Source organism: Pseudoalteromonas sp. APC 3358, assembly GCF_030408075.1.
Classification (GTDB): domain Bacteria; phylum Pseudomonadota; class Gammaproteobacteria; order Enterobacterales; family Alteromonadaceae; genus Pseudoalteromonas; species Pseudoalteromonas arctica.
Genome location: NZ_JASDCE010000014.1, coordinates 49358 through 70385, shown reverse-complemented (window position 1 = coordinate 70385; position 21028 = coordinate 49358). Strand labels below are relative to the sequence as shown.

16 protein-coding genes are annotated in these 21028 nt (G+C 40.1%); 10 read left to right on the top strand and 6 right to left on the bottom strand.

The window, feature by feature from the left end:
- Positions 1-94: 94 nt before the first annotated feature.
- Genes folM through folX form a run of 3 tightly spaced genes read left to right on the top strand, consistent with a single transcriptional unit; the run spans position 95 to position 1752 of the window.
- Complete coding sequence (gene folM, locus QL995_RS18220; RefSeq protein ID WP_007580509.1) at positions 95-814, top strand: dihydromonapterin reductase; 720 nt, start codon at positions 95-97, stop codon at positions 812-814.
- A gap of 22 nt (positions 815-836) precedes the next feature.
- Positions 837-1391 (top strand): GTP cyclohydrolase I FolE, encoded by a 555-nt coding sequence (gene folE, locus QL995_RS18215; protein ID WP_002962341.1) that lies wholly within the window; start codon positions 837-839, stop codon positions 1389-1391.
- Between the two features lie 4 nt (positions 1392-1395).
- Positions 1396-1752: a dihydroneopterin triphosphate 2'-epimerase gene (folX, locus tag QL995_RS18210; RefSeq protein WP_290294780.1), complete on the top strand. Its 357-nt coding sequence runs from the start codon at positions 1396-1398 to the stop codon at positions 1750-1752.
- Positions 1753-1769: 17 nt separating this feature from the next.
- Here folX and QL995_RS18205 read toward each other — a convergent pair whose 3' ends face one another.
- Positions 1770-2204 carry a YqaA family protein gene (locus QL995_RS18205; protein WP_010554546.1) on the bottom strand — a complete coding sequence of 145 codons (435 nt, stop codon included), beginning with the start codon at positions 2202-2204 and terminating at the stop codon, positions 1770-1772.
- Between the two features lie 228 nt (positions 2205-2432).
- Positions 2433-2798, bottom strand: a complete 366-nt coding sequence (locus tag QL995_RS18200) for a DUF4870 domain-containing protein (RefSeq protein WP_007580507.1) — start codon at positions 2796-2798, stop codon at positions 2433-2435.
- A gap of 184 nt (positions 2799-2982) precedes the next feature.
- Here QL995_RS18200 and QL995_RS18195 point away from each other — a divergent pair, with 184 nt between their 5' ends.
- The 4 genes from QL995_RS18195 to QL995_RS18180 all read left to right on the top strand — a co-directional run bounded on the left by QL995_RS18195 (position 2983) and on the right by QL995_RS18180 (position 6715).
- Positions 2983-3684 carry a spondin domain-containing protein gene (locus tag QL995_RS18195; RefSeq protein WP_007580506.1) on the top strand — a complete coding sequence of 234 codons (702 nt, stop codon included), beginning with the start codon at positions 2983-2985 and terminating at the stop codon, positions 3682-3684.
- 10 nt (positions 3685-3694) lie between these two features.
- Complete coding sequence (locus QL995_RS18190; RefSeq protein WP_002962335.1) at positions 3695-4429, top strand: spondin domain-containing protein; 735 nt, start codon at positions 3695-3697, stop codon at positions 4427-4429.
- Positions 4430-4491: 62 nt separating this feature from the next.
- Positions 4492-5217: a response regulator transcription factor gene (locus QL995_RS18185; RefSeq protein ID WP_007580488.1), complete on the top strand. Its 726-nt coding sequence runs from the start codon at positions 4492-4494 to the stop codon at positions 5215-5217.
- Between the two features lie 10 nt (positions 5218-5227).
- A complete protein-coding gene (locus QL995_RS18180) occupies positions 5228-6715 on the top strand; it encodes a HAMP domain-containing sensor histidine kinase (protein WP_007580487.1) in 1488 nt (495 codons plus the stop codon).
- Between the two features lie 42 nt (positions 6716-6757).
- Here the strand turns inward: QL995_RS18180 and QL995_RS18175 are convergent, their stop codons facing one another.
- Together QL995_RS18175 and QL995_RS18170 are read right to left on the bottom strand one after the other, a co-directional pair.
- Positions 6758-8932 (bottom strand): S9 family peptidase, encoded by a 2175-nt coding sequence (locus tag QL995_RS18175; protein WP_290294779.1) that lies wholly within the window; start codon positions 8930-8932, stop codon positions 6758-6760.
- Between the two features lie 139 nt (positions 8933-9071).
- Complete coding sequence (locus QL995_RS18170) at positions 9072-12545, bottom strand: S8 family serine peptidase (protein WP_290294778.1); 3474 nt, start codon at positions 12543-12545, stop codon at positions 9072-9074.
- A gap of 236 nt (positions 12546-12781) precedes the next feature.
- Between QL995_RS18170 and QL995_RS18165 the strand changes: the two genes are divergently transcribed.
- Both QL995_RS18165 and QL995_RS18160 read left to right on the top strand, forming a co-directional pair.
- Positions 12782-13252 carry a DUF2721 domain-containing protein gene (locus tag QL995_RS18165; RefSeq protein WP_007377300.1) on the top strand — a complete coding sequence of 157 codons (471 nt, stop codon included), beginning with the start codon at positions 12782-12784 and terminating at the stop codon, positions 13250-13252.
- 92 nt (positions 13253-13344) lie between these two features.
- Positions 13345-13797 carry a cytochrome c gene (locus QL995_RS18160; RefSeq protein WP_007580483.1) on the top strand — a complete coding sequence of 151 codons (453 nt, stop codon included), beginning with the start codon at positions 13345-13347 and terminating at the stop codon, positions 13795-13797.
- A 90-nt stretch (positions 13798-13887) separates the two neighbouring features.
- On the opposite strand, the gene QL995_RS18155 is transcribed toward QL995_RS18160, so the two are convergent.
- Together QL995_RS18155 and QL995_RS18150 are read right to left on the bottom strand one after the other, a co-directional pair.
- A complete protein-coding gene (locus QL995_RS18155; protein ID WP_290294777.1) occupies positions 13888-17010 on the bottom strand; it encodes an efflux RND transporter permease subunit in 3123 nt (1040 codons plus the stop codon).
- Between the two features lie 12 nt (positions 17011-17022).
- Entirely contained in the window at positions 17023-18201 is a 1179-nt protein-coding gene (locus QL995_RS18150) for an efflux RND transporter periplasmic adaptor subunit (RefSeq protein WP_007580481.1), read from the bottom strand.
- Between the two features lie 287 nt (positions 18202-18488).
- On the opposite strand from QL995_RS18150, the gene QL995_RS18145 reads away from it, so the two are divergent.
- Positions 18489-20996 (top strand): zinc-dependent metalloprotease, encoded by a 2508-nt coding sequence (locus QL995_RS18145; RefSeq protein ID WP_290294776.1) that lies wholly within the window; start codon positions 18489-18491, stop codon positions 20994-20996.
- The last annotated feature ends 32 nt before the right edge of the window (positions 20997-21028 follow it).

The window sequence follows — 21028 nt, the reverse complement described above, 5'->3', positions numbered from 1 at the left end:
AGTGATCTATTATAGCCCTAAGAAAATAGCGATAGATCGATCATGTTTTAACAATATTGGTATAAGTTACCCGCCAAAGAGAACACTGCCTTATATGACATCGCCCATCTTAATTACCGGCGCAGGCCAACGTATTGGTTTAGCGCTCGCTCAGCATTATATAGCCCAAGGGCAGGCTGTTATTATTACGTATCGTACTCGCCACAACGCTGTTGATAAATTAGAGCAACTAGGCGCTGTATGTATTTATGCCGATTTTAGTACCGATGACGGTATAAGTGCATTTATAAATACGCTTAAAGAGCATACAACATCGCTGCGCGCTATTGTTCACAATGCATCAAGCTGGGACTGCGAAGCTAACAATCCTGACTTTGCAGTACTGTTCGATAATATGATGCGTATACACGCCAAAACACCGTATTTAATTAATTTAATGTGCGCTGAGCTGCTTATAAACTATCAGCAAAGTGAAAAAGTACCTGCTGATATAATTCACCTTACTGATTATGTAGTTGAAACAGGCAGCCCTAAACACTTAGCTTATGCAGCAAGTAAAGCAGCTCTCGATAACTTAACTAAATCGTTTAGCGCTAAATATGCGCCAAACATAAAAGTGAACTCGGTTGCTCCATCACTCATTATTTTTAATGAACATGACGATGAGCAATATCGAGCTAAGACCCTTAAAAAATCATTAATGGGCATTGAACCCGGATGCCAAGAAATTATCAATAGCATTGATTTACTATTACAAAGCCACTACATCACAGGGCGCTCTTTGCCTGTTGATGGCGGCCGTCATTTAAAGTAAATATAAATAAACTGAGATATTTATGCACAATGAATTAAAAGAAAGTTACGAAAAAATCATCACCGCAGTAGGCGAAGATGCTAACCGCGAAGGCTTACTTGATACGCCAAAACGTGCTGCAAAAGCAATGGAATATTTAACGCAAGGATATCGTCAAACGCTTGATGAAATAACTAATAAAGCGGTATTTACATCTGACGCTGACGACATGGTGTTAGTGCAAGACATAGAGCTTTACTCTATGTGTGAGCATCATTTACTACCTTTTATTGGCCGTTGCCATATTGCTTATATTCCAAACGGTAAAGTATTGGGCTTGTCTAAATTTGCACGTATTGTTGATATGTTTTCACGCCGTTTTCAAATTCAAGAACAGCTAACGCATCAAATCGCTAAAGCAGTTGAAGAAGTTACTGGCGCTAAAGGTGTGGGCGTTATTGTTGAAGCAAAACACATGTGTATGATGATGCGTGGTGTAGAAAAGCAAAATTCAAGCATGCGTACATCAGTAATGTTAGGTAACTTTAGAAGCGACCCTAAAACACGCAACGAATTTTTGCAGCTTATAAAAGGTTAACCCTATGGCTAATGCAATTATTAACGTTACTAATTTGCGCCTCCGTACGTTTATTGGCTTTAACCCCGATGAGCGTGAAAAAAAGCAAGATGTAGTGATCAACCTAGAGATTCACTACCCTGCTGATGACGCGTGTAAAACGGATGAAGTTGACCAAGCACTTAATTATAAAGTGATCACCAAAGAAGTAATTAGCTTAGTAGAGCAAGGCCACTTTTTACTGCTCGAAAAATTAGTGGCTGAAATTCTTGCGGTTTGTCACTCACACCCAAGTGTTCATTACGCTAAAGCACGTGTTGATAAACCGCATGCACTGCGTTTTGCCGACTCGGTGTCGTTAACGCTTGATTGGACTAAATAAGGTCTTAAAAAACTTATTTAAAAAAGCTTTTCGAATCCTACGGCAAGGGCGATAACCGCTAAATAGCGCGCGCCTTTGCCTAGTGTTACTAGTAATAAAAACATACTAAAGCGTACTTTAAATATCCCCCCAATTACAGTTAGCGGATCGCCTACTACTGGCAACCAAGCAAACAACAAACTATACACACCGTATTTATTAAATTGCTTTTGTGCGCTATCAAGCCCTTTTTGCGATACAGGAAACCATTTTTTATCTTTAAAACGCAGTACCTGCGTGCCTAACCAGTAATTAACGCAGCTTCCCAATACATTTCCAAGTGTTGCTACGCACCACATAAGCCATAAATTAACTTTACCTTGGGCAATCATCCCCACCATTATCACCTCAGAAGAGCTAGGCAGTAATGTGGCAGATATAAATGCGCTAATAAATAACGTGAGATAAAGCATAATGTCCTTATGGCTAAACGTAAAAACCCAGCCTATAGCTGGGTTTATAATACCAATTTTATTAAAAACATGATCATTCTAGCGTATTAAATAACTCACTAACTACGTTAAAAATTATTTATATAGAACAACTATGTATCATAATTTTAGCCTTGTTATTGAGCTATTTTCTTATCGCTATAATAGATCACTAATTTAATGCAATTGGTATAAAAATAAACTGAGGTTTTATTTTATCAAATTTAAACTAAACGGGTAATTAAACTCTTTACCTTCGTTAGCTTTAATACTTGCCATTACAACCATTACAAACCCAAAAATTGCCACTATAGGTAGTAATATTAAGCCTACTGCTACAAACATCAGTAAAAAACAAACTACATATGCAATTGCCATCGTTATTTGAAAGTTAAGCGCCTTTTTACCGTGCACGTCAACAACTGGCATCTCATCTCTTTTAATTAACCACACAATTAATGGCCCAATTATTGAGCCAAACGGCACAATAAATCCGGCAAGCGCACTCAAATGGCATAACATAGCCCACATACGGTCATCTTTATTAACTGGTTCAACCTGTTGATTTTCTTCCATAACACTCTCCTTTTTGTTTTATGTATGTTGCCTCTTAACTAAACAAATGTCTACAAATCAACCAACGTATTTGTATTTAAAAATCACAGCGTAAAATCTTGTGATAAAAAAGTGATAAGTTTGTGAGAGTTTCTGGAGACGATTATTCAATACTTAACTCGAATCATCACTTACAGGAATAATAATGAAAACTTCTACATTAACAATTGCAATTCTTTTAGCGGCAGCTAGCCAATCGACTATGGCCGCAGAATTAGACCTAAAAGTTACTAACCTAACCAAGGGTATTCACTTCACTCCACTGTTAATTACAGCACACAACAGCGAAGACACACTATTTGAAGTAGCAACGCAAGCATCTACAGCATTACAAACAATGGCTGAAGGCGGCAATATTGCAGAGCTAGTTGCACAAGCAACTGCAGCGGGCAGTGATATGGCTGCAAATCCAGCTGAAGGCTTACTTGCACCAGCCGCATCTACAACGGCAACACTTACCACTACCGACGGTAACGAGTACCTATCTTTAACTGCAATGATGCTACCAACTAATGATGGCTTTGTAGGCTTAAACAGCTGGAAAATCCCAACAGAAGCGGGTACTTACACAATTAATTTAAATGCTTACGATGCAGGCACAGAACAAAACAATGAGCTTGTAGTTGAAGGCTCTGGCGCTCCAGGTACTCCGGGTATTCCTGCGGCTCCAGGTGGCGACGCTGGCACTGGCGGTACAGGTATATTAAGTGGTGATACAAATACAAGCATCCATATTCACCCAGGTAGCTTAGGTGATGACGATTTAGAAGCGGGAAATAGCGATTTAAGTAATACAGTACACAGATGGTTAAACCCAGTAGCGCAATTAACCGTTACAGTTAAGTAGGAGCATGATTATGTCATCTGCTAACAACCTTAAAAAAAGTCTACTAGTGCTTGCACTTGCAACCACACTTGCAGCGTGTAGCGATAATGATAACGACCCAGTGGTTGAAGAGCCGGTCGTTGTTGAGCCAATTGTTGTAGAACCTGTGATCAGTGAGTTTACTATTACTTTTAGCAACTTAACTGCAGGACAGCCTTTGTCACCACTCTCTGTCATTGCTTTTGAAGATGAAGCACCTTGGTCATTCGGTACCACAGCTTCTGTTGGTTTAGAAATGCTTGCAGAAAGCGGTGCAAATGAAGAATACCTCAGCTACGAAAGTGCACTTGCTGCAGTTTCAGCTGAAGGCGCTATTGGCCCTGGTGAAACCACCACAGTAATAATTACTGTTGAAGAGCAAGAAACGCTTAATTTGTCATTTGCTGCCATGCTTGGGAATACAAATGATGCTTTTACCGGTCTTAGTTCTTTAGATGTATCAACATTAGAAGTTGGCGGTTCGTTATCACGCACTACGACTGCTTATGATGCGGGTACGGAAGCAAATACAGAAACAGCTGAAACTGTGCCAGGTCCTGCCGCTAGCGGTGAAGGGTTCAACGAAATACGTGACGATACAGCCGATATAATAACGATGCATCCAGGCATTGTTTCAAATCAAGATGGATTATCTACATCAGCACTTGGTGTTGAACATAAGTTTGATAACCCAGTATCGAAAATAGTAATTACGCGCACGCAGTAACGTTCCAGCTTGTAATGGGGAAGTAAGGGAGCACGGATGCCCCCCTTTTTACGAGGTAATACATGCGTCACGAAAAAATATTAGTAGTAGAAGATGACAGAGAAATAGGTAAGTTAATTACCACGCAGCTAACGTCGCTTAACTTACATGTTGATCATGTTGTAAGCGCAGAACTTGCCTTAAAAAAAATAGCTAAGCATCCCTACGGACTTATTTTACTCGATATAAACTTACCCCAAATGGATGGTTTGAGCTTATGCCGAAAAATAAAAGAGCATTACCCAACTACCTCCGTAATTTTACTCACCGCACTTAGTAGCGATATGGACAGAGTTATTGGCCTTGAAATGGGCGCCGATGATTATATTTGTAAACCCTTTTTTGCACGCGAATTACAAGCCAGAGTAAAAACCCAATTACGCCACAGAGCACAGCTACTCGCTAGCCAAAATAACGACAACTCCCCCGTTGATAGCGAACAAACACTAAATGTAGGCTCACTCAATATAGAATTTAGTTCGCACCAAGTGTATTTAGGCAAGCAAGCCCTTAACCTTACCGCCACCGAATTTGATTTACTCGTTTACTTTGCACGCCATCCTAATCATGTTTTTAGCCGCCAGCAGTTACTCGATAAAGTATGGGGTTACCAACACAGTGGGTACGAGCATACGGTTAATTCACATATAAACCGCTTACGTGCCAAGCTAGAAGAACACCAACAAGCGCCTATCATCGAAACAGTTTGGGGTGTTGGTTACAAACTAAACCCTAGCCAACTCAATTAAGACACCTATTATGAAATTATCTTTGTATCAAAAATTAGCTATATCGCTAGTCGTGATTTTTTGTTTTATTTGCGCCCTAGTTTACGGCTGGAGCAAGCAATTAGAACTGACTTCAAAACACCACGCCGAACAAAATCTGCACTTAGCGTTAGCGGAACATTTAGTACAAGATAACCCACTAATAAAAGAAGGGGTTTACGACTATAAAGCGCTTGAAAACCTCTTCCATACCTTAATGTTATTAGGTCCTGCGTTTGAATTTTATTTTGTAGACGAAACCGGAAAAATTCTTACTTACTCAGCAAAGCCGGGTAAAGTTAAACGCACGCATATTAGTTTAACGCCTTTAAAAAGGCTGATTAACGACCCAAGCGCTGCACCTATTTATGGTGACAATCCTCGTAATAAAGAGCAACAAAAAATATTTTCAGCCGCGCCAGTATTTAATCAAGATAAGCTACAAGGTTATTTATATGTAATTATTGGTGGTGAGGCTTACGATACCTCACTAAGCACTGTAAAAAATAATGATAAGTTATGGCTAGCTGCTTTATGGCTTGGCTCTGCACTCGCATTTTTATTTATTGCGATGCTAATTTTACTACGTTTTTTTACCAACCCAATTCAGCGCTTAGCACGCGATGTTAGTAATATTGAAGCCGCTAACTACAGCCTTACCGACACCAAGCTAAGTAACTATTCAACGCAAAAAAGTAACGAAGTGCATAGTTTAGGGCGAAGTATTCAAGCCATGTTAACGCGTATTAATGAGCAGTTTAAAGCGCTTGAACAAGGCGATAAACAACGCAAAGAGTTGCTGACCCATCTATCGCACGACCTACGTACACCACTTGCTTCACTGCAGGGGTTTTTAGAAGTATTAAATCAGTCAGGCGAGCAGCTAAGTAAAAAAGAGCAGCAAGAATACTTGCAGGTATCGCTTAATAATTGCGGGCAATTAAAGCTACTCATAGAGCAAATATTTGAGCTTGCTCACTTAGAAAATGGCGAAATAAGTATAAATAAAGAAACCTTTAATTTAGGTGAACTCATTTACGATTGCATGGCAAAATTTAGTTTAGCCGTTGACAAAAAAGGCATTAGTTTGTCGGTAGAACCTGCGATTTGTGATTTTCCTGTGGTTGCCGATATAGCTAAATTAGAGCGCGTGTTAAGTAACTTAATTGATAATGCAATTAGGCATACCCCTCGCGGCGGCAGCATTGCAGTACATGTAAAACGCAGTGACGATAATCAACTATTTGTGCATGTATCAGACACGGGCGTAGGCATAAAAGAAGATGAGCTGAATGCTATTTTTGATCCGCACTACCAAGCAAGTAATTCTAATAAAGAAGGGCGCCAGCAAGGTGGTTTAGGATTGGCTATTTGCAGAGGGTTATTAAAACTGATGGATAGCGAAATTTACGTACAAAGTGAAATTGGTAAAGGCACTATGTTTAGCTTTAACTTGCCACAAAAAAAGGTGCTTTCTTAAAAAGCACCTTACATTTTTGTTTATTTTAAATATATAAATTAATTACTTTTTAATACCCGCTAAATCAAGCATAAATGCATAGTTTAGCGCGGTATCTTCTAAGCGCTTAAAGCGACCCGATGCGCCGCCGTGCCCTGCTTCCATATCTATTTTAAACAGTAACTTATTGTCATCAGTTTTATAGTCACGCAGCTTAGCAACCCATTTTGCAGGTTCAAAGTATTGAACTTGTGAATCGTGCAAGCCAGTCGTTACCAACATATTAGGATATGCTTGCTTAGATACTTGGTCGTATGGCGAGTAAGACAGCATGTAATCGTAATACGCTTTTTCGTTCGGATTACCCCATTCGCCGTATTCATTTGTTGTAAGCGGAATACTCGCATCAAGCATCGTTGTTACTACATCTACAAACGGTACCGCAGCAACCATGCCTTTATAAAGCTCAGGCGCTTGGTTTGCTACTGCGCCCATTAATAAGCCACCAGCACTGCCACCTAACGCAAATATTTCATCTTTTGCACCATACTTTTGAGAAACCAGTGCTTTAGTTACGTCAACAAAGTCGTTAAATGTATTCTTTTTAGTGAGTAGCTTACCGTCTTCGTACCAAGGACGACCTAGCATTTGCGAGCCACGTACATGGGCAATTGCAAATACAAAACCACGGTCTAACAAGCTCAAGCGTGAGCTTGAGAACGTTGGATCCATGGTTGCGCCATAAGAACCGTAACCATATTGCAGTAGCGGGTTAGTGCCATCTTTTTTAAACGCATCTTTACGGTAAACTAAACTTACCGGTACTTTTATGCCATCGCGTGCTGTTACAAAAATACGCTCTGAAGCGTAATTGTCAGCATCAAAATCACCTAACACAACCTGTTGCTTAAGAAGCGTTTTATCGCCAGTCGCTAAATCTACATCGTACGATGAGCTTGGAGTGGTCATGCTTGTGTAGTAAACACGTAACGTGCTGCTATCTATATCGTTATTGCCATAAGTACCAATTGTATAAGCGCTATCGTTAAAGCTCAGTGGTAACTCTTTGCCTGTTTTTAAATTACGCGCAATCAACTTTGATTGGCCCATTTCACGTTCTTGGTAAACTAAGTAGTCATTAAATAAATCAATGCCTTCGAGTTTAATATCATCGCGCGCTGGGATCACACTTTGCCAATTAGCCTTGTCGCCTGCTTTATCAATATCAACTTTCATCAGCTGAAAATTTACAGCATTTAAGTTAGTTACAATGTAGTAAGTATTCCCTAGCTTCGAAATATCATATTCAAGCCCTGCTTCGCGCTCAATTAAGCGTTTAGGCATTGCCTTAGTATCATCAGCACTTAATACAGATACGCCTGATGCAGCCGTGCTGCTGTGCCAAATATAAATTTCTGACTCATCTTTGCTTTTACTCATACCCATGTAGTAACTGGTATCAGTTTCTTCGTAAATTAGCTCATCATCAGTTTGTGGTGTACCTAATGTATGACGATAAACTTGATAACCTAATAAAGTTTGTAAATCTTTTTTAATGTAATAAACAGTTTTATTATCGTTTGCCCAAACTATACCGCCGTTGGTGCCCTCAAGTGTATCTTCGAGTAATTTACCGGTTGTTAAATTTTTTATTTTTATACTATAAATACGACGGCTAACAGTATCTTCGCCATAAGCCATTAAATTGCCATTCGGGCTTACATTTAAGCCACTTACTGCATAATAATCATGGCCTTTAGCAAGCTCATTTACATCTAAAATAACTTGCTGATCCGTACCTGCAAAATCGCTGCTGCGTAAGTAAGTAGTGTACTCGTTATCGCCACGTGTTTGCGTTGAGTAAAAATAATCACCGTTTTTAACTGGGACTGAATCATCGTCTTTTTGGATACGCCCTTTTAGCTCTTCAAACAACTCACTTTGCAGCGTTTTAGTATGTGCGAGCATTGCATCAGTATACGTATTTTCAGCTTCTAAGTAGTTAATTACCTCAGGTGCTTTACGTTCATCATCACGCAGCCAATAGTAATCATCTATACGTGTATCACCATGAATAGTCATTTCATGTGGCACTTTTTTAGCTACCGGCGCTACAGCTTGGGCTACTTGAACCGTTTTAACTTGTGTATTACTTTTTTTGGTTTCTTCAGGGGCTTGATTACAGCCACTTAAAATAGCGAGCGATAGTGCTGCGAGTGCGAATGGAGTACGTTTCATCAGTCAAAGTCCTTGTTGTATTTTTATTTTTTATTAAGTAATTAAATATACCTAAAAACAACCTATGTTGTGATTTAGTTTGTGAAGCTATGTAAAAAGGGAGCCGAAGCTCCCTTTATATAACTATTTAGTTATAAAATTACTTTTGTTTACGACGACGTATGAATGCAAACGGCGCTACTAGTAATGTTAACCATGCAAGTGAACCAGATGAGCTCTTTTTGCTTTCTGGTGCTACAGTCTCTACTACTGGTGGTACAACTTTAGTAATACTTACAGTAACTACAGCAGGAGCAGATACATTACCGCGTACATCAATTGCAACAACTTGAAGTTCAGCTGATGAATCACCAGTTAACAATTCAGTATTAGTTACAACCACTTGTCCATCCGCATCAATACCAAAACCTTGGTGAGTACTTGATTGCACATAGTACTCTGACACATCTAAGTCTTGCTCAGACTCAGTGATAGTTAGTGCACCAACAACCGTTCCGTTAGCAGCATCTTCTGAAACACTAAACTCACCACCAACTAGCATTGGGGCGTCGATTGCAGGAAGCTCTAACTCAGTACTACTCATCACTTTAACAATATCCAAACCAGATGTTTGTGATAATGCAAATGGACCGCTTGCTTCAACAATTGCTTTTTCACCCGGTTTAAGTGAAGTAACTGCTTCGCCAGTTTCCATAGAAGTAAGCGTTACACTTGGAGATGCTCCAAATGTAGTTGAGCCTTCAATACTATCGGTCTGAGTGAATACACCTGTAACATATGAAGGGTAACCCACAGATGCTTTAAAGTTCATATTCTCACCAAGCAATGAACCATCAACGTTTAGTAGCTCACTACAAGTGGAGAAGGTAATAGTATCCTCACCGGCTGAGTGATAAAGCGGAGTAACCCATGCTAACGAATCGTTACCAGCGCCATCAGTTTCACCAATTACTGTACGGCTACGACCTGGGAATGCTGTTTGACGACCGCGGTCGTTATAGTTTTGCATAACTTGATCATAAACACCGTCATTATCTGTATCTATTTCAAGTCTATAGCCCGCTTGGAATACATGCGTTAATGGGTCGCGCAATTGGATAGACGATGTTACAAAAATACCAGAGTCACAAGAGCTATCTGCAAATGCAGAGAAAGTAGTCGCTAAAATATTAAACTCAGCTTCTTCTCGTGTTTTCTCTGTGCCTGTTGCAACAATGCTTTCTGCAAAAGGAGTAATGTCTGTTTGGCCGCTATTTTCAACAATAAGTGCCATTTCGTTATCAATGATTTGAGATGAAACGCTTAATTCTGTCGCAGCTTTTGGCATTGCATGATACACAACGTGCAAATCGTGGTCTGTATCTGTGCTTGCATCATTAAATACCAATGCACCATCAAACTCTACTGAAGTAAGAGCAGCGCTTCTTGCAGCAATGTCGTCTGCACTAAATGGGTTTTCTAATTCCCACGCTGGTAGTTTTGTTGGATCAACAGTTAGCGTCACATCAAAGTTAATTGACTGACCTGCAGGGATTGTTACCGACTCAGGGAAATCCCAGCTAATTGCAGCTGTATCGTCATCATTTTGGTAGCGAGCTTCAGTGCGTAGTGCATACGTTTTAGCATCTGATGAGAAGTTCTTAACAGTCACTGTTTTAGTTAGAGACTCTGTTCCAGCCATTGACACAAGGCCGAATGAAAGAGCTGCTTGTTTAGTATTAAACTGTGTATTATTAACCCATGCAGCAACTGGTAAGTTGACTGCTTTAGTTACATCAACCAAGCCTGAACCAATCATACTAATTGGAGCCAGTTCTGAGTCAGGACTGCTTGCTAAAGGCTCATTTGTTACATTTAAGTCAGCTGCATTCATTATTGTAGCTTTAATCTCAAATGCATTACGCTCAGGATGAGCTTCACGTACCATTGCAACAGCGCCGGCTGTAATAGGGCCTGAAAAAGAAGTACCATCTACTGGTGCTAGCTTATCCTGTGTACCTGCTGCTGCAACTAATATACTCGTACCAGGAGCAGTGATTTCTGGTTTTAATAAACCATCCATCGAAGGTCCACGAGAAGAGAACGTAGCTACCGCACCTGCTGTAGTTTTAATTTTTACATCAATATCAAATGTTGCCGTATCGCCTGCAGCTAATTGAGCTTTTAAAGCAGCACCTGCAGCAAAATTAATGCCTGCACTTTTAATAATTACATTGTCATCACTGCCACCCATTGGTGCAGGAGTGCCATCATCTGTATTATTTGCAATCAATACAAACTCAGCACCTTTCTTCTGTGCACTAAGTACTTTAACTGTAAATGCACATGCACCACGGTCAATTAAAACCGCTTTACCAGTAAAATCAACATCATCAGCAAAATCAACACAACCATCTTGGTTTGTGTCAGGATACACTAAATCAATATCTGCACCTGTAATTACAAAGTCAGTTTGCGGGCCAAAGCCTGATGCTTGAATATTACCTTCAATACCAGCAACAGTACCTGTAGCAGTGCCAACTTCAGTTGTAGGATGGGTCATTGCGCCTACTGATAACGCATTTGGTGTCGTGCTTGGGCCACCAATACGGAATGGATGATCACCATCATTACCGGCTGAAATAACCATATTCACACCTAAATCAACAGCACGTTGAATTAAGTATTGTGCACCACCACCTGTATATGTATCGCCAAACTCACCACCCAATGACATGTTCATAACATCTACGCGGTCTGAAATATCACCATCGCCATTTGGATCCATTGCAGCTTCTAATGCCGCAGCTTGAGCAGCACTTGGACAGCCACCACCACAAACAGAGTAAACATATAATTCAACATCAGGTGCAATACCATTCACTGAATTTGAAGAAGACGTACCATGGTTTGTTGGTTCATCTACATCAGGAATTACAACTTCAGGATCATTCTCGATCGGGTCTGCATCTTCATGAATAAAATCGTAACCGCCCTGTACAATACCTTGTGGCCAATTAACCGTTGTAGGATCAGCTTGAGCAGCATTGTATGCTTCTACAGTACCCTCACCACCAAATGCTTTGTGGGTATAGTCAATACCAGTATCTAGAACAGCCACACGCTGACCTTTACCAGTTACAATACCATCAACAATTAAAGGCTTAGCATTAATATATTCAGACGTTGCAGCTACATGTAATTCGTAGTCAAACATCGGTAATACTTTAGCCACTCGTGAATCTTTAGCTATTTTAGCTAAGGCTTCTGGTGTCGCCTGCACAATTAATGTTGGTGCTAATATTTTTGTTTTACCAATTATTTTTGCATCAAAGTCTAAGCTACTAAGCTCGTTGGCCATCGTGTTTTGAAGCAACTCAACGTTAGCAATCATTTCACGACTGCTTGACGCTTCATAAGTGCCAGAAGCCACTGCATCAACAGAAGTTGCTGCACGTAAAACAATCATATGTGCTGAAGGCTGTTTTTGCTCAGATGCTAACTCTTTCACCTGTTCAGCAGCTTGAGGTGCAATCGTTGTATTAGGTAAAGTTGTCGCATTAACAAAAGTAGCAAGAAATGCACTTGAGACTGCCGTAGCTATAGCAGTTTTTTTTATTATATTTTTAGCCATGAGTTCCCCTTGGATAGGTTATGTATTATTGTATTTGTATTAATCAAAATGATTGTATTGTTGTACTGAATATAAAACTTTCGGTACAACCCAAGCAACACCTTGGTTACAAACACATGACATCAAATCCAAAAAACAAGAAAACATCACCCCAGCAAATTGATTTAAAACAATAAAGTTAAAAAATCATATTTGTGAACTAATGTAAACAACTCTAACTTTTTCTTGAGAAATGAATGAATAACGAAGTAATTAACATTTTAACCATGGCTAAAGTAATTCAAACGGCCGTTGCCCCTGTATTCTTAATCACGGGTATTGCTGCTACTTTAGGTGTTTTGTCTAATCGTTTAGCACGAATTACCGATAGGGCACGTCAGCTAGAACGCAGACTAAAAGTAAGTACTGACGAGGACTTTAATAAATCACTCGCTACAGAGCTGCGCGCCCTTTTAAAGCGTTCTCGATGTATACATATTGCTTTTAGTTTGAGTGTATTAAGCGCACTACTTGTATGCGCTGTGGTTATGTTGTTATTTTTATCGCATATTCAATCTATAAACTTAGGCGTTACAATTGCCTGTTGTTTTGTAGCAGCAATGGCATTACTTATATGTGCATTTATGTCGTTACTTGGTGAGGTATTCTTAGCAACTAGAAGCATGCGTCGCGGGATGATATTTGCAGATATTGATATAAACGATTAAGTTTTAGTTAAATCTATCGTATTCACTTGAATAAATACGATGTTAGATACAAGATACCGAATTAAGAATTACAATTTTCAACAGGGGCAAACATGAAATTAAAAAAAGTATTAGCAACAATAGCACTGGCAACGTGTGCATTTAGCGTATCGGCAAATTCTGCATTTAAAGAACCAAGTGACGCGATTGAATACCGCCAAGCTGCGTTTTCAATGATTTCAGTGCAAATTGGTGACATGGGCGCAATGCTAAAAGGTAAAGTACCTTTTGACGCAGAGCAATTTAAAATGCGTGCTAACAACGCTGCTGCACTTTCAAAAATGCCATGGGAAGCGTTTTACGAAGGAACAGATAAAGGCGACACAGCTGCACTTGCTGCTGTTTGGGCCGAAAATGCAACCTTTGTTGAAAAAGCGAATGCTTTTGCAGCAAATGCAGATAAGCTAGCGTTAGCAGCCCAATCGGGCGATAAAGCCGTAATTGGTAAAGCTTTTGGCGCATGGGCTAAAGGCTGTAAAGATTGCCATAAGCAATTTAAAGATTAATTATTGTTGTAGCCAGTTTAACAACAATAAATAGATAATAAAAAAGCACTGAGCGTTAATAACGGTCAGTGCTTTTTTTATGCTTTATATTTACGAGACTTTAGCAGCTCGGCTTTTAAAAGGGCGCTTAAATAACGCACCAATATCGCCTAGAATAATATATAAACACGGTACTAATATAAGCGTTATTAACGTTGCAAACATAACAGCAAAGCCAAGTGCTACTGCCATAGGTATTACAAACTTAGCCTGCAGGCTTGTTTCAAACATAATAGGTAATACACCAGCAAAGGTTGTTATAGACGTTAATAGTATTGCTCTAAAGCGGGCACAACCAGCTTCTATTACTGCATTTTTAACGCTAACACCTTCGCGGCGAACTTGGTTTACATAATCTGTCATTACAAGTGAATCATTTATAACAACACCTGCTGCGGCAATTAAGCCAAATCCCGACATTAAGCTCATATCTAAATCAAACCAGTAATGACCCCAAATAGCCCCGGTTAAACTAAACGGAATAACCGACATTACAATAAGCGGTTGTGAATAGCTTTTAAGCGGCACAGCTAGCAGTATGTATACTAAAATCATTCCGCCAATAAAAAACATTATTTGCTCATTAGCTTGAGCTTGCTGCTCTTCTATTGCGCCACCAAGCTCTGATTTAACACTTGGGAATTCTTCTATTAGCTGTGGCAGTAGATTTTCTTTTACTTGCTTAACCACTTCGCCTGGCTCAATTTGCTCTTCATCAATATTGCCATAAACATACACGGTACGGTAACCACCTTCGCGGCGTATATAGCTAATACCTGGCGTTTCTGTTAGCTCTACTACATCACCAAGAAGTACTTCTCGCCCTTGTGGGGTAGTAACAACGGTGTGTTTAAGCGATGAAAATGCCTCACGAGTCAGCTTAGGGTAACGTACCATTACGCGTACTTCTTCGCCGTTTCGGATTACACGCTGTGCTTCGCCACCATAAAAACTAGCACCCACTTGATTTGCAATACCGGCTAAATCTAAGCCTAAATCGTAAGCAACGGGTTTAAGGCTCATTTGCACTTCTTTGCTCGCAGGATCTATGGTTGAGCTAATATCAAACAACCCTTTTTGCTGTTGAAGTAATTGAATAAAACGACGACCCGCTTGATTTAAAGTATCTATGTCTGAGCCATACAGTAAATAGCCAAACTCGCCGCCGCCATTACCACCGCCGCCACCAACATCGTCTTGAATAGTTAACGACTTAATACCAGCAATAGTCGGCATAGCCTCACGCCAGCGACGCGAAAGTTCAAATGCATTGTATGGACGTGAATCTTCGTCAACTAATGGAGCTAGTAACTGCGACTCGGTTCTGCCTTGATTAAATACCAATACATCACGAATAATTTTTTGACCAAATTCACGTTCAGTCTCTTCATCGACTCTAAGTACCATAGCTTCTATTTCACGAATAGCAGCAATGGTTTGTAAGTCAGAAACGTTGTCGTTCATTTCTACTTGAATTTGTGGAAAGTCGTGCGGCACTTTAGGAGTTGGAACTGTACGTACTTTATTAGACGTAATAAGTGCAATACTGATTATAAACATTGCAATAAAAGCAAACAAAACAGTCCAGCGCCAATCAACACACTTAGCAATAAAACGTTTGTATGGGCCATTTACGAAACCAAAAAAGCGTGTATTGAAGCGATCGCGCCAACCACCCTTTTTAATCGGCGAAAAGTGCGTATGAGCAATGTGAGCTGGCAGTATCAGCTTTGATTCAATCAAACTAAATACTAAACACAGCATTACTACAACGGCTATACCATAAAAGAAGGCACTTTCTGGCCCGCTCGACATTGTGAATGGTGCAAATACAGCAATTGTTGTTAACACACCAAAGGTTGCAGGGGTCGCGACTCGGTTAGCGCCACGAACAACATTTTCTACACCACCGCCGCTTTTTTCAACTTCGGTGTAGGCAGCTTCCCCTATCACTATGGCATCATCCACCACTATGCCGAGCACCATTATAAAAGCGAATAACGAAATAATATTAATGCTAATGCCAAATAGTGGCATCATCATCATGGCCCCTAAAAAACAAACAGGTAAGCCAATCATTACCCAGAGCGCTAGTTTAAAACGCAAGAATAACGACAACATAATTGCCACCAAAATGGCACCTTGAAACAGGTTAGCTTTCATCATATCAAGGCGAGCATTTAGGTAGTAGGTCATATCCATTAATGGCTCTAATCGAATACCTGGCGGTAGCTGCTTATTTTTTTGATCAATAAACGCTTTAACCGAATCCGCAACGGGAATCATGTTTTGCTCTTGCGTTGCTTTTACCGATAAATACACCGCGTTTTCGCCATTAAACTTAAAGTAGCGCTCACCTTCGGTAAATTGATCTTTAATAACTGCAATATCTTGCAGTAAAACTTTAGCGCCATACTCGCCAATTTTTACCGGAATTTGCCTAAACTCTTCACCTGAGTAAAACTGATTCTCGACGCGAACAGAAATAACACCTGCGTCTGTTTTTAGCTGCCCCGCCGAAAAGTTAGCTGAATAACGACGCACTGCATTCATTACATCACTAAGGGTTAGATTATATTGGCGCAGCGTATCGGGCTCTATTTCAATTGCTATTTCATCAAGAGGAACATCGTTTACCACTAATGACACGTTAGATAACTGTAGTAACTCATCTTCTATTTGGTTTGCTATAGGCTTAAGCTCTGTAAGTGGTAAGTCAGCAACGAGCGTCATACCTATTACGTCTTGCCTAAACTCAACCTGACTTATGGTGACCGGTTCCATACCTGCCGGAAAAGTCGCAATACCATCAACACGCAACTTTACTTTATCAAGCACATCGGTAAGTTTTGCATCGGTGTTTATTTCCAGGCTGGCTGTACCGCCATTTCTAAATGCGCGATACACGCCTTTTTTAATTTCGGTTATATCTTTAAGTGACTCTTCAACTTTTATAAGAATACTTTCTTCTATTTCCTGAGGAGAGGCACCTGGGTAATTAGCCTCAATATTAATGTAGTTAATCTCTACATTAGGAAACATTTGACGCTGAATCGTAAAGTAACTTATAGCCCCCATAATAATGATAAAAAACATCATTAAATTAGCGGCTACTGAATTATTAGCAAAGTAGGCAATTAGCCCTGTTTGTTTTTGTTGTGTTGACTCGCTCATAACTATTACACCCTACAGCTGTTGCGTGTTTGAAGTGCTCGTTTCTGAGCTTTCAGGTTTTGCAGCTACACCTGCAATTTTAACCTGCATTCCTTTTTGCGGGTATTCAGGTAGAGTAATAACGAGTTTGTCATCGGCATTTAAACCACTGCTAATATAAAAATACTCACCCTCTTCACGAATAACCGTTACTTTGCGAGGCTCTAGTTCTTGATTTTCGTTTACTACCCACACAGTTTGGTTGTTAACCAAAGCTTGCGGTAAACGGTAAATATTATTAAGCATTGCACCTGCAAAATTTACCTGTACGTAGCTACCAAACTTAATGGCTGGTTGTATGTTTTTAAGACCGTATGGGTCTTCTATACGCACTACTAGACTGCTCATACGCGTAGCGTTATCAACAATCCCTAGGTCGCGGTCAATTACACCTTCACGGGTGAAGCTGTTTAGGCCCTTTTGAATAATCGTCGCGGTAATGCCTTTAATACGTTCTGGCAAAAAAACGCTATCGAACCCTGCTATAGGGATAATCACTTCAGCAGTTTCAATATTATTGAGCTCAGCAACTTGCGAACCCATAGTGACAAATTGACCAACACCTACATTTCGGCTAATAACCAATGCATCGTAAGGGGCTGTTACTTCACAATTATCTAAGTCACGTTGTGCACGTTTTAATGCAGCTTGCGCCGACTTTACAGATGCCTGCGCACTTAACACTTGAGGCTTACGTAAAAATAAGTCGGTACGCGCTTTACTTGGAAAACGCTTTGCTTCATCTGCGGCTACTTGAGCTTGGGCCTGCTCTTCAATTAAGCCTGCTTGTGCACGAGCAATTTCTGCCTCTGCAACAAGTACTGCTGCTTCGTAGTTGTCTTTTTCGATAGTGAATAACGTTTCACCGCGAGCAACGATGCCGCCGGCTACAAAATTAGGATGCCAACTTAACACTTCACCCGACACCTGCGCCGAAAGCTGTGTACTTTCAAGAGGCTTTACTTCACCGTAGCTATTAATAATAACTTGATGATCGTTTGCAGCCACTGGCTCAACTTGCACTGTTGGACGAGTATCAATTACTTCTTTTTTTTCTGGCTCTTGTGCAATGGCATTTATTCCCATAAAGCCAACAACACCAACAATTAGCGCTACAAATGGAAAAACCCATCTAAGTGAATTTGTTTGCATATCCTATTATCCCCAAAATTCTATTAGCATCATAATACCAGAGCCATATGAAACATTAAGGTGACATTTGTAAGCAACTGTTGCAAATACATATAAACCACTGCTATTTAGGGCTATAAAAATAACTTTGCATGCAGCTCACCTCATTTGTTATATTTTGTTACAAACTTTTGTCTATTAATATCAGTTAATTAGCGTTGTACACTTAAATTTCGTCGCGAAGATGTGCGAAATTAAATTAATTTACGTACAGTCCAATTAAATTAACAAATATTAAAAGTCTCAAAATGAAATTAACGACCATCACCCTTGCGCTTAGCTTAGCGTTTGGCAGCCATGCATTTGCAGCCGATAAAAAAGACGAAAAAGAGCCAAAAACACTTAGCGAAATGATCAAAGGACAAACCGAATTTGCCGGTATATTTAGCCTTTATCAAGACGAAAAAACCGGTAAGCACCTTATGGTGATTAACGAGTCCCAACTTAATACGCCGTTTGTATATTTTGCGCACACTGTCGATGGCGTTACAGATGCAGGCCATTATCGTGGTTCGTACCGTGAAACTAAGTTAATTGAATTTAGAAAATACTTTGATCGTATCGATATCATTAGCAAAACACCTCGCTACAAATTTGACGAAAACAGTGCAATTTCAAAAGCGAGTGATGCCAATATTAGTGAAGCGGTACTTGCGAGCATTAAAATAGAAAAAGAAGAAGACGGTAAAATAGCATTTAACGTAAATAAGTTATTTTTAAGCGAAGCACTTCATAAAGTATCACCTACGCCAAATCCAGCTGATAAAAATGCTAAAAAGCGCTTTAAAGTAGGCAAATTAGACGATAAAAAATCACGCATTATTAAACAGCGTCCATACCCTAATAATCTAGACGTGGTTGTTGATTACGTATTTACTAACCCAAGCCCAACGGTACGTGGCTCAAATGCAGTAAGCGACCCACGTAGCGTATCGGTAAAGGTTCAGCACTCGTTTGTTGCTTTACCTAGCAATAACTACGCACCACGTATGGATGATGCGCGCATTGGTTATTTTACAAATCAATTTGATCAAATGACATCTGCCGATTGGGCACCTTATGAAGATGTTATAAAACGTTGGGATCTACAAAAGAAAGACCCTAGTGCAGCACTTTCAGAACCAGTAAAACCAATTACTTGGTGGATAGAAAACACCACACCCATTGAATGGCGCGATACTATTCGTGACGCTGTTTTAACGTGGAATACTTCTTTTGAAAAAGCCGGTTTTAAAAATGCCTTAGAGGTAAAAGTACAACCAGATGATGCAGACTGGGATGCGGGCGATATTAATTACAACGTACTGCGTTGGACTTCGTCACCTAAGCCTCCATTTGGCGGATACGGACCAGCACTTGCTAACCCATTAACAGGCGAAATACTGGGCTCAGATATTATGCTTGAGTTTGTATTTATGAAAAACCGCTGGATTTACGACACACTTTTCACTCAAGGAACAATGAGCCACGGTGAAGCAACAAATACCGGTGAGCTGAATTGCTCACTAGGGCATGAGATTCAACAAAATCTAATGCTTGCCAAAGGCCTTGCTAGCGGCGACAAAATTGAAGATAAAGAAATGCTTCGCCAAGGTCTAACGCAATTGGTACTTCACGAAGTAGGCCATACTTTAGGTCTTAACCACAATATGAAATCATCAATTTTGTGGGATGAAAAAGAAGTACACGACAAAAACAAAACCCAAGGCATAGTAACCGGCTCTGTTATGGATTATGCACCAGCTAACATTGCCCCAATTGGTATGCAGCAAGGTGATATTTTTCAAACAAAACCAGGCCCTTACGATGATTGGGCTATTAACTATGGCTACAGCGTAGCACTTGCAGATGAAGCTGCTGAGCAAGCTAGACTTGAAAAAATACTTGCTCGTTCAAGTGAACATGCCCTTGCCTTTGGTAACGATGCAGACGATATGCGCGCACCAGGTCGCCATATCGATCCACGTGTCATGATTGGTGATTTGTCGTCAAATCCTGCGGCCTATGGCGCAGATCGTATGGCGTTAATTAATAAATTATTTACTGAGCTAAAAGATAAAGCAACGGTTAAAGGTGAGTCTTACCAACAGCTTGTTACCTCTGCTAATAGCTTATTTGGTCAGTACAGAGCTCAAGCAGGTGTTGTTTCTCGCCAAATTGGTGGTGTGTACGTTGAGCGTGCTGTAGTGGGTGATGCAAACGCAGATAAGCCATTTACACCGGTATCTCTTGAACGTCAAACACAAGCGATGGATATACTCGCAAAGTTTGTATTTGCACCAGACGTACTACAAAACATGCAACCTCTATATAGCTACTTGCAACTGCAACGTCGTGGCTTTAATCATTTTGGTAAAAATGAAGACCCTAAAGCACACAAAATGATTTTAGGTATGCAAAAGTCTGTACTTGCGCAGCTATTACACCCAGCCGTATTACTGCGTATTTCTGATACTGCTTTGTACGGCAATGAATATAGCCTAACTCAGTTTATGCAAGATTTAACCGCTAATATTTTTGTGAAAAGCAAAGACGCAAATTCTATTAGTCACAACTTACAAATTGAGTATGTTAATCAGCTAATCGCAATTGCAGGTCTTGGCAAAGCAAGTAAGTACGATAACTTAGCTAAAACAGCTGCGTTATATCAGCTAACTCAAATAGCCGATACCAGCACTGCTTGGGGTGCAGATACAGCAACTAAAGCGCATAAAAAATATATTGATCGCTTAATTGCAAAAGCACTAGAAGCGTAAAATATCTCTACAAATTGAGTAAACCAAGGCCA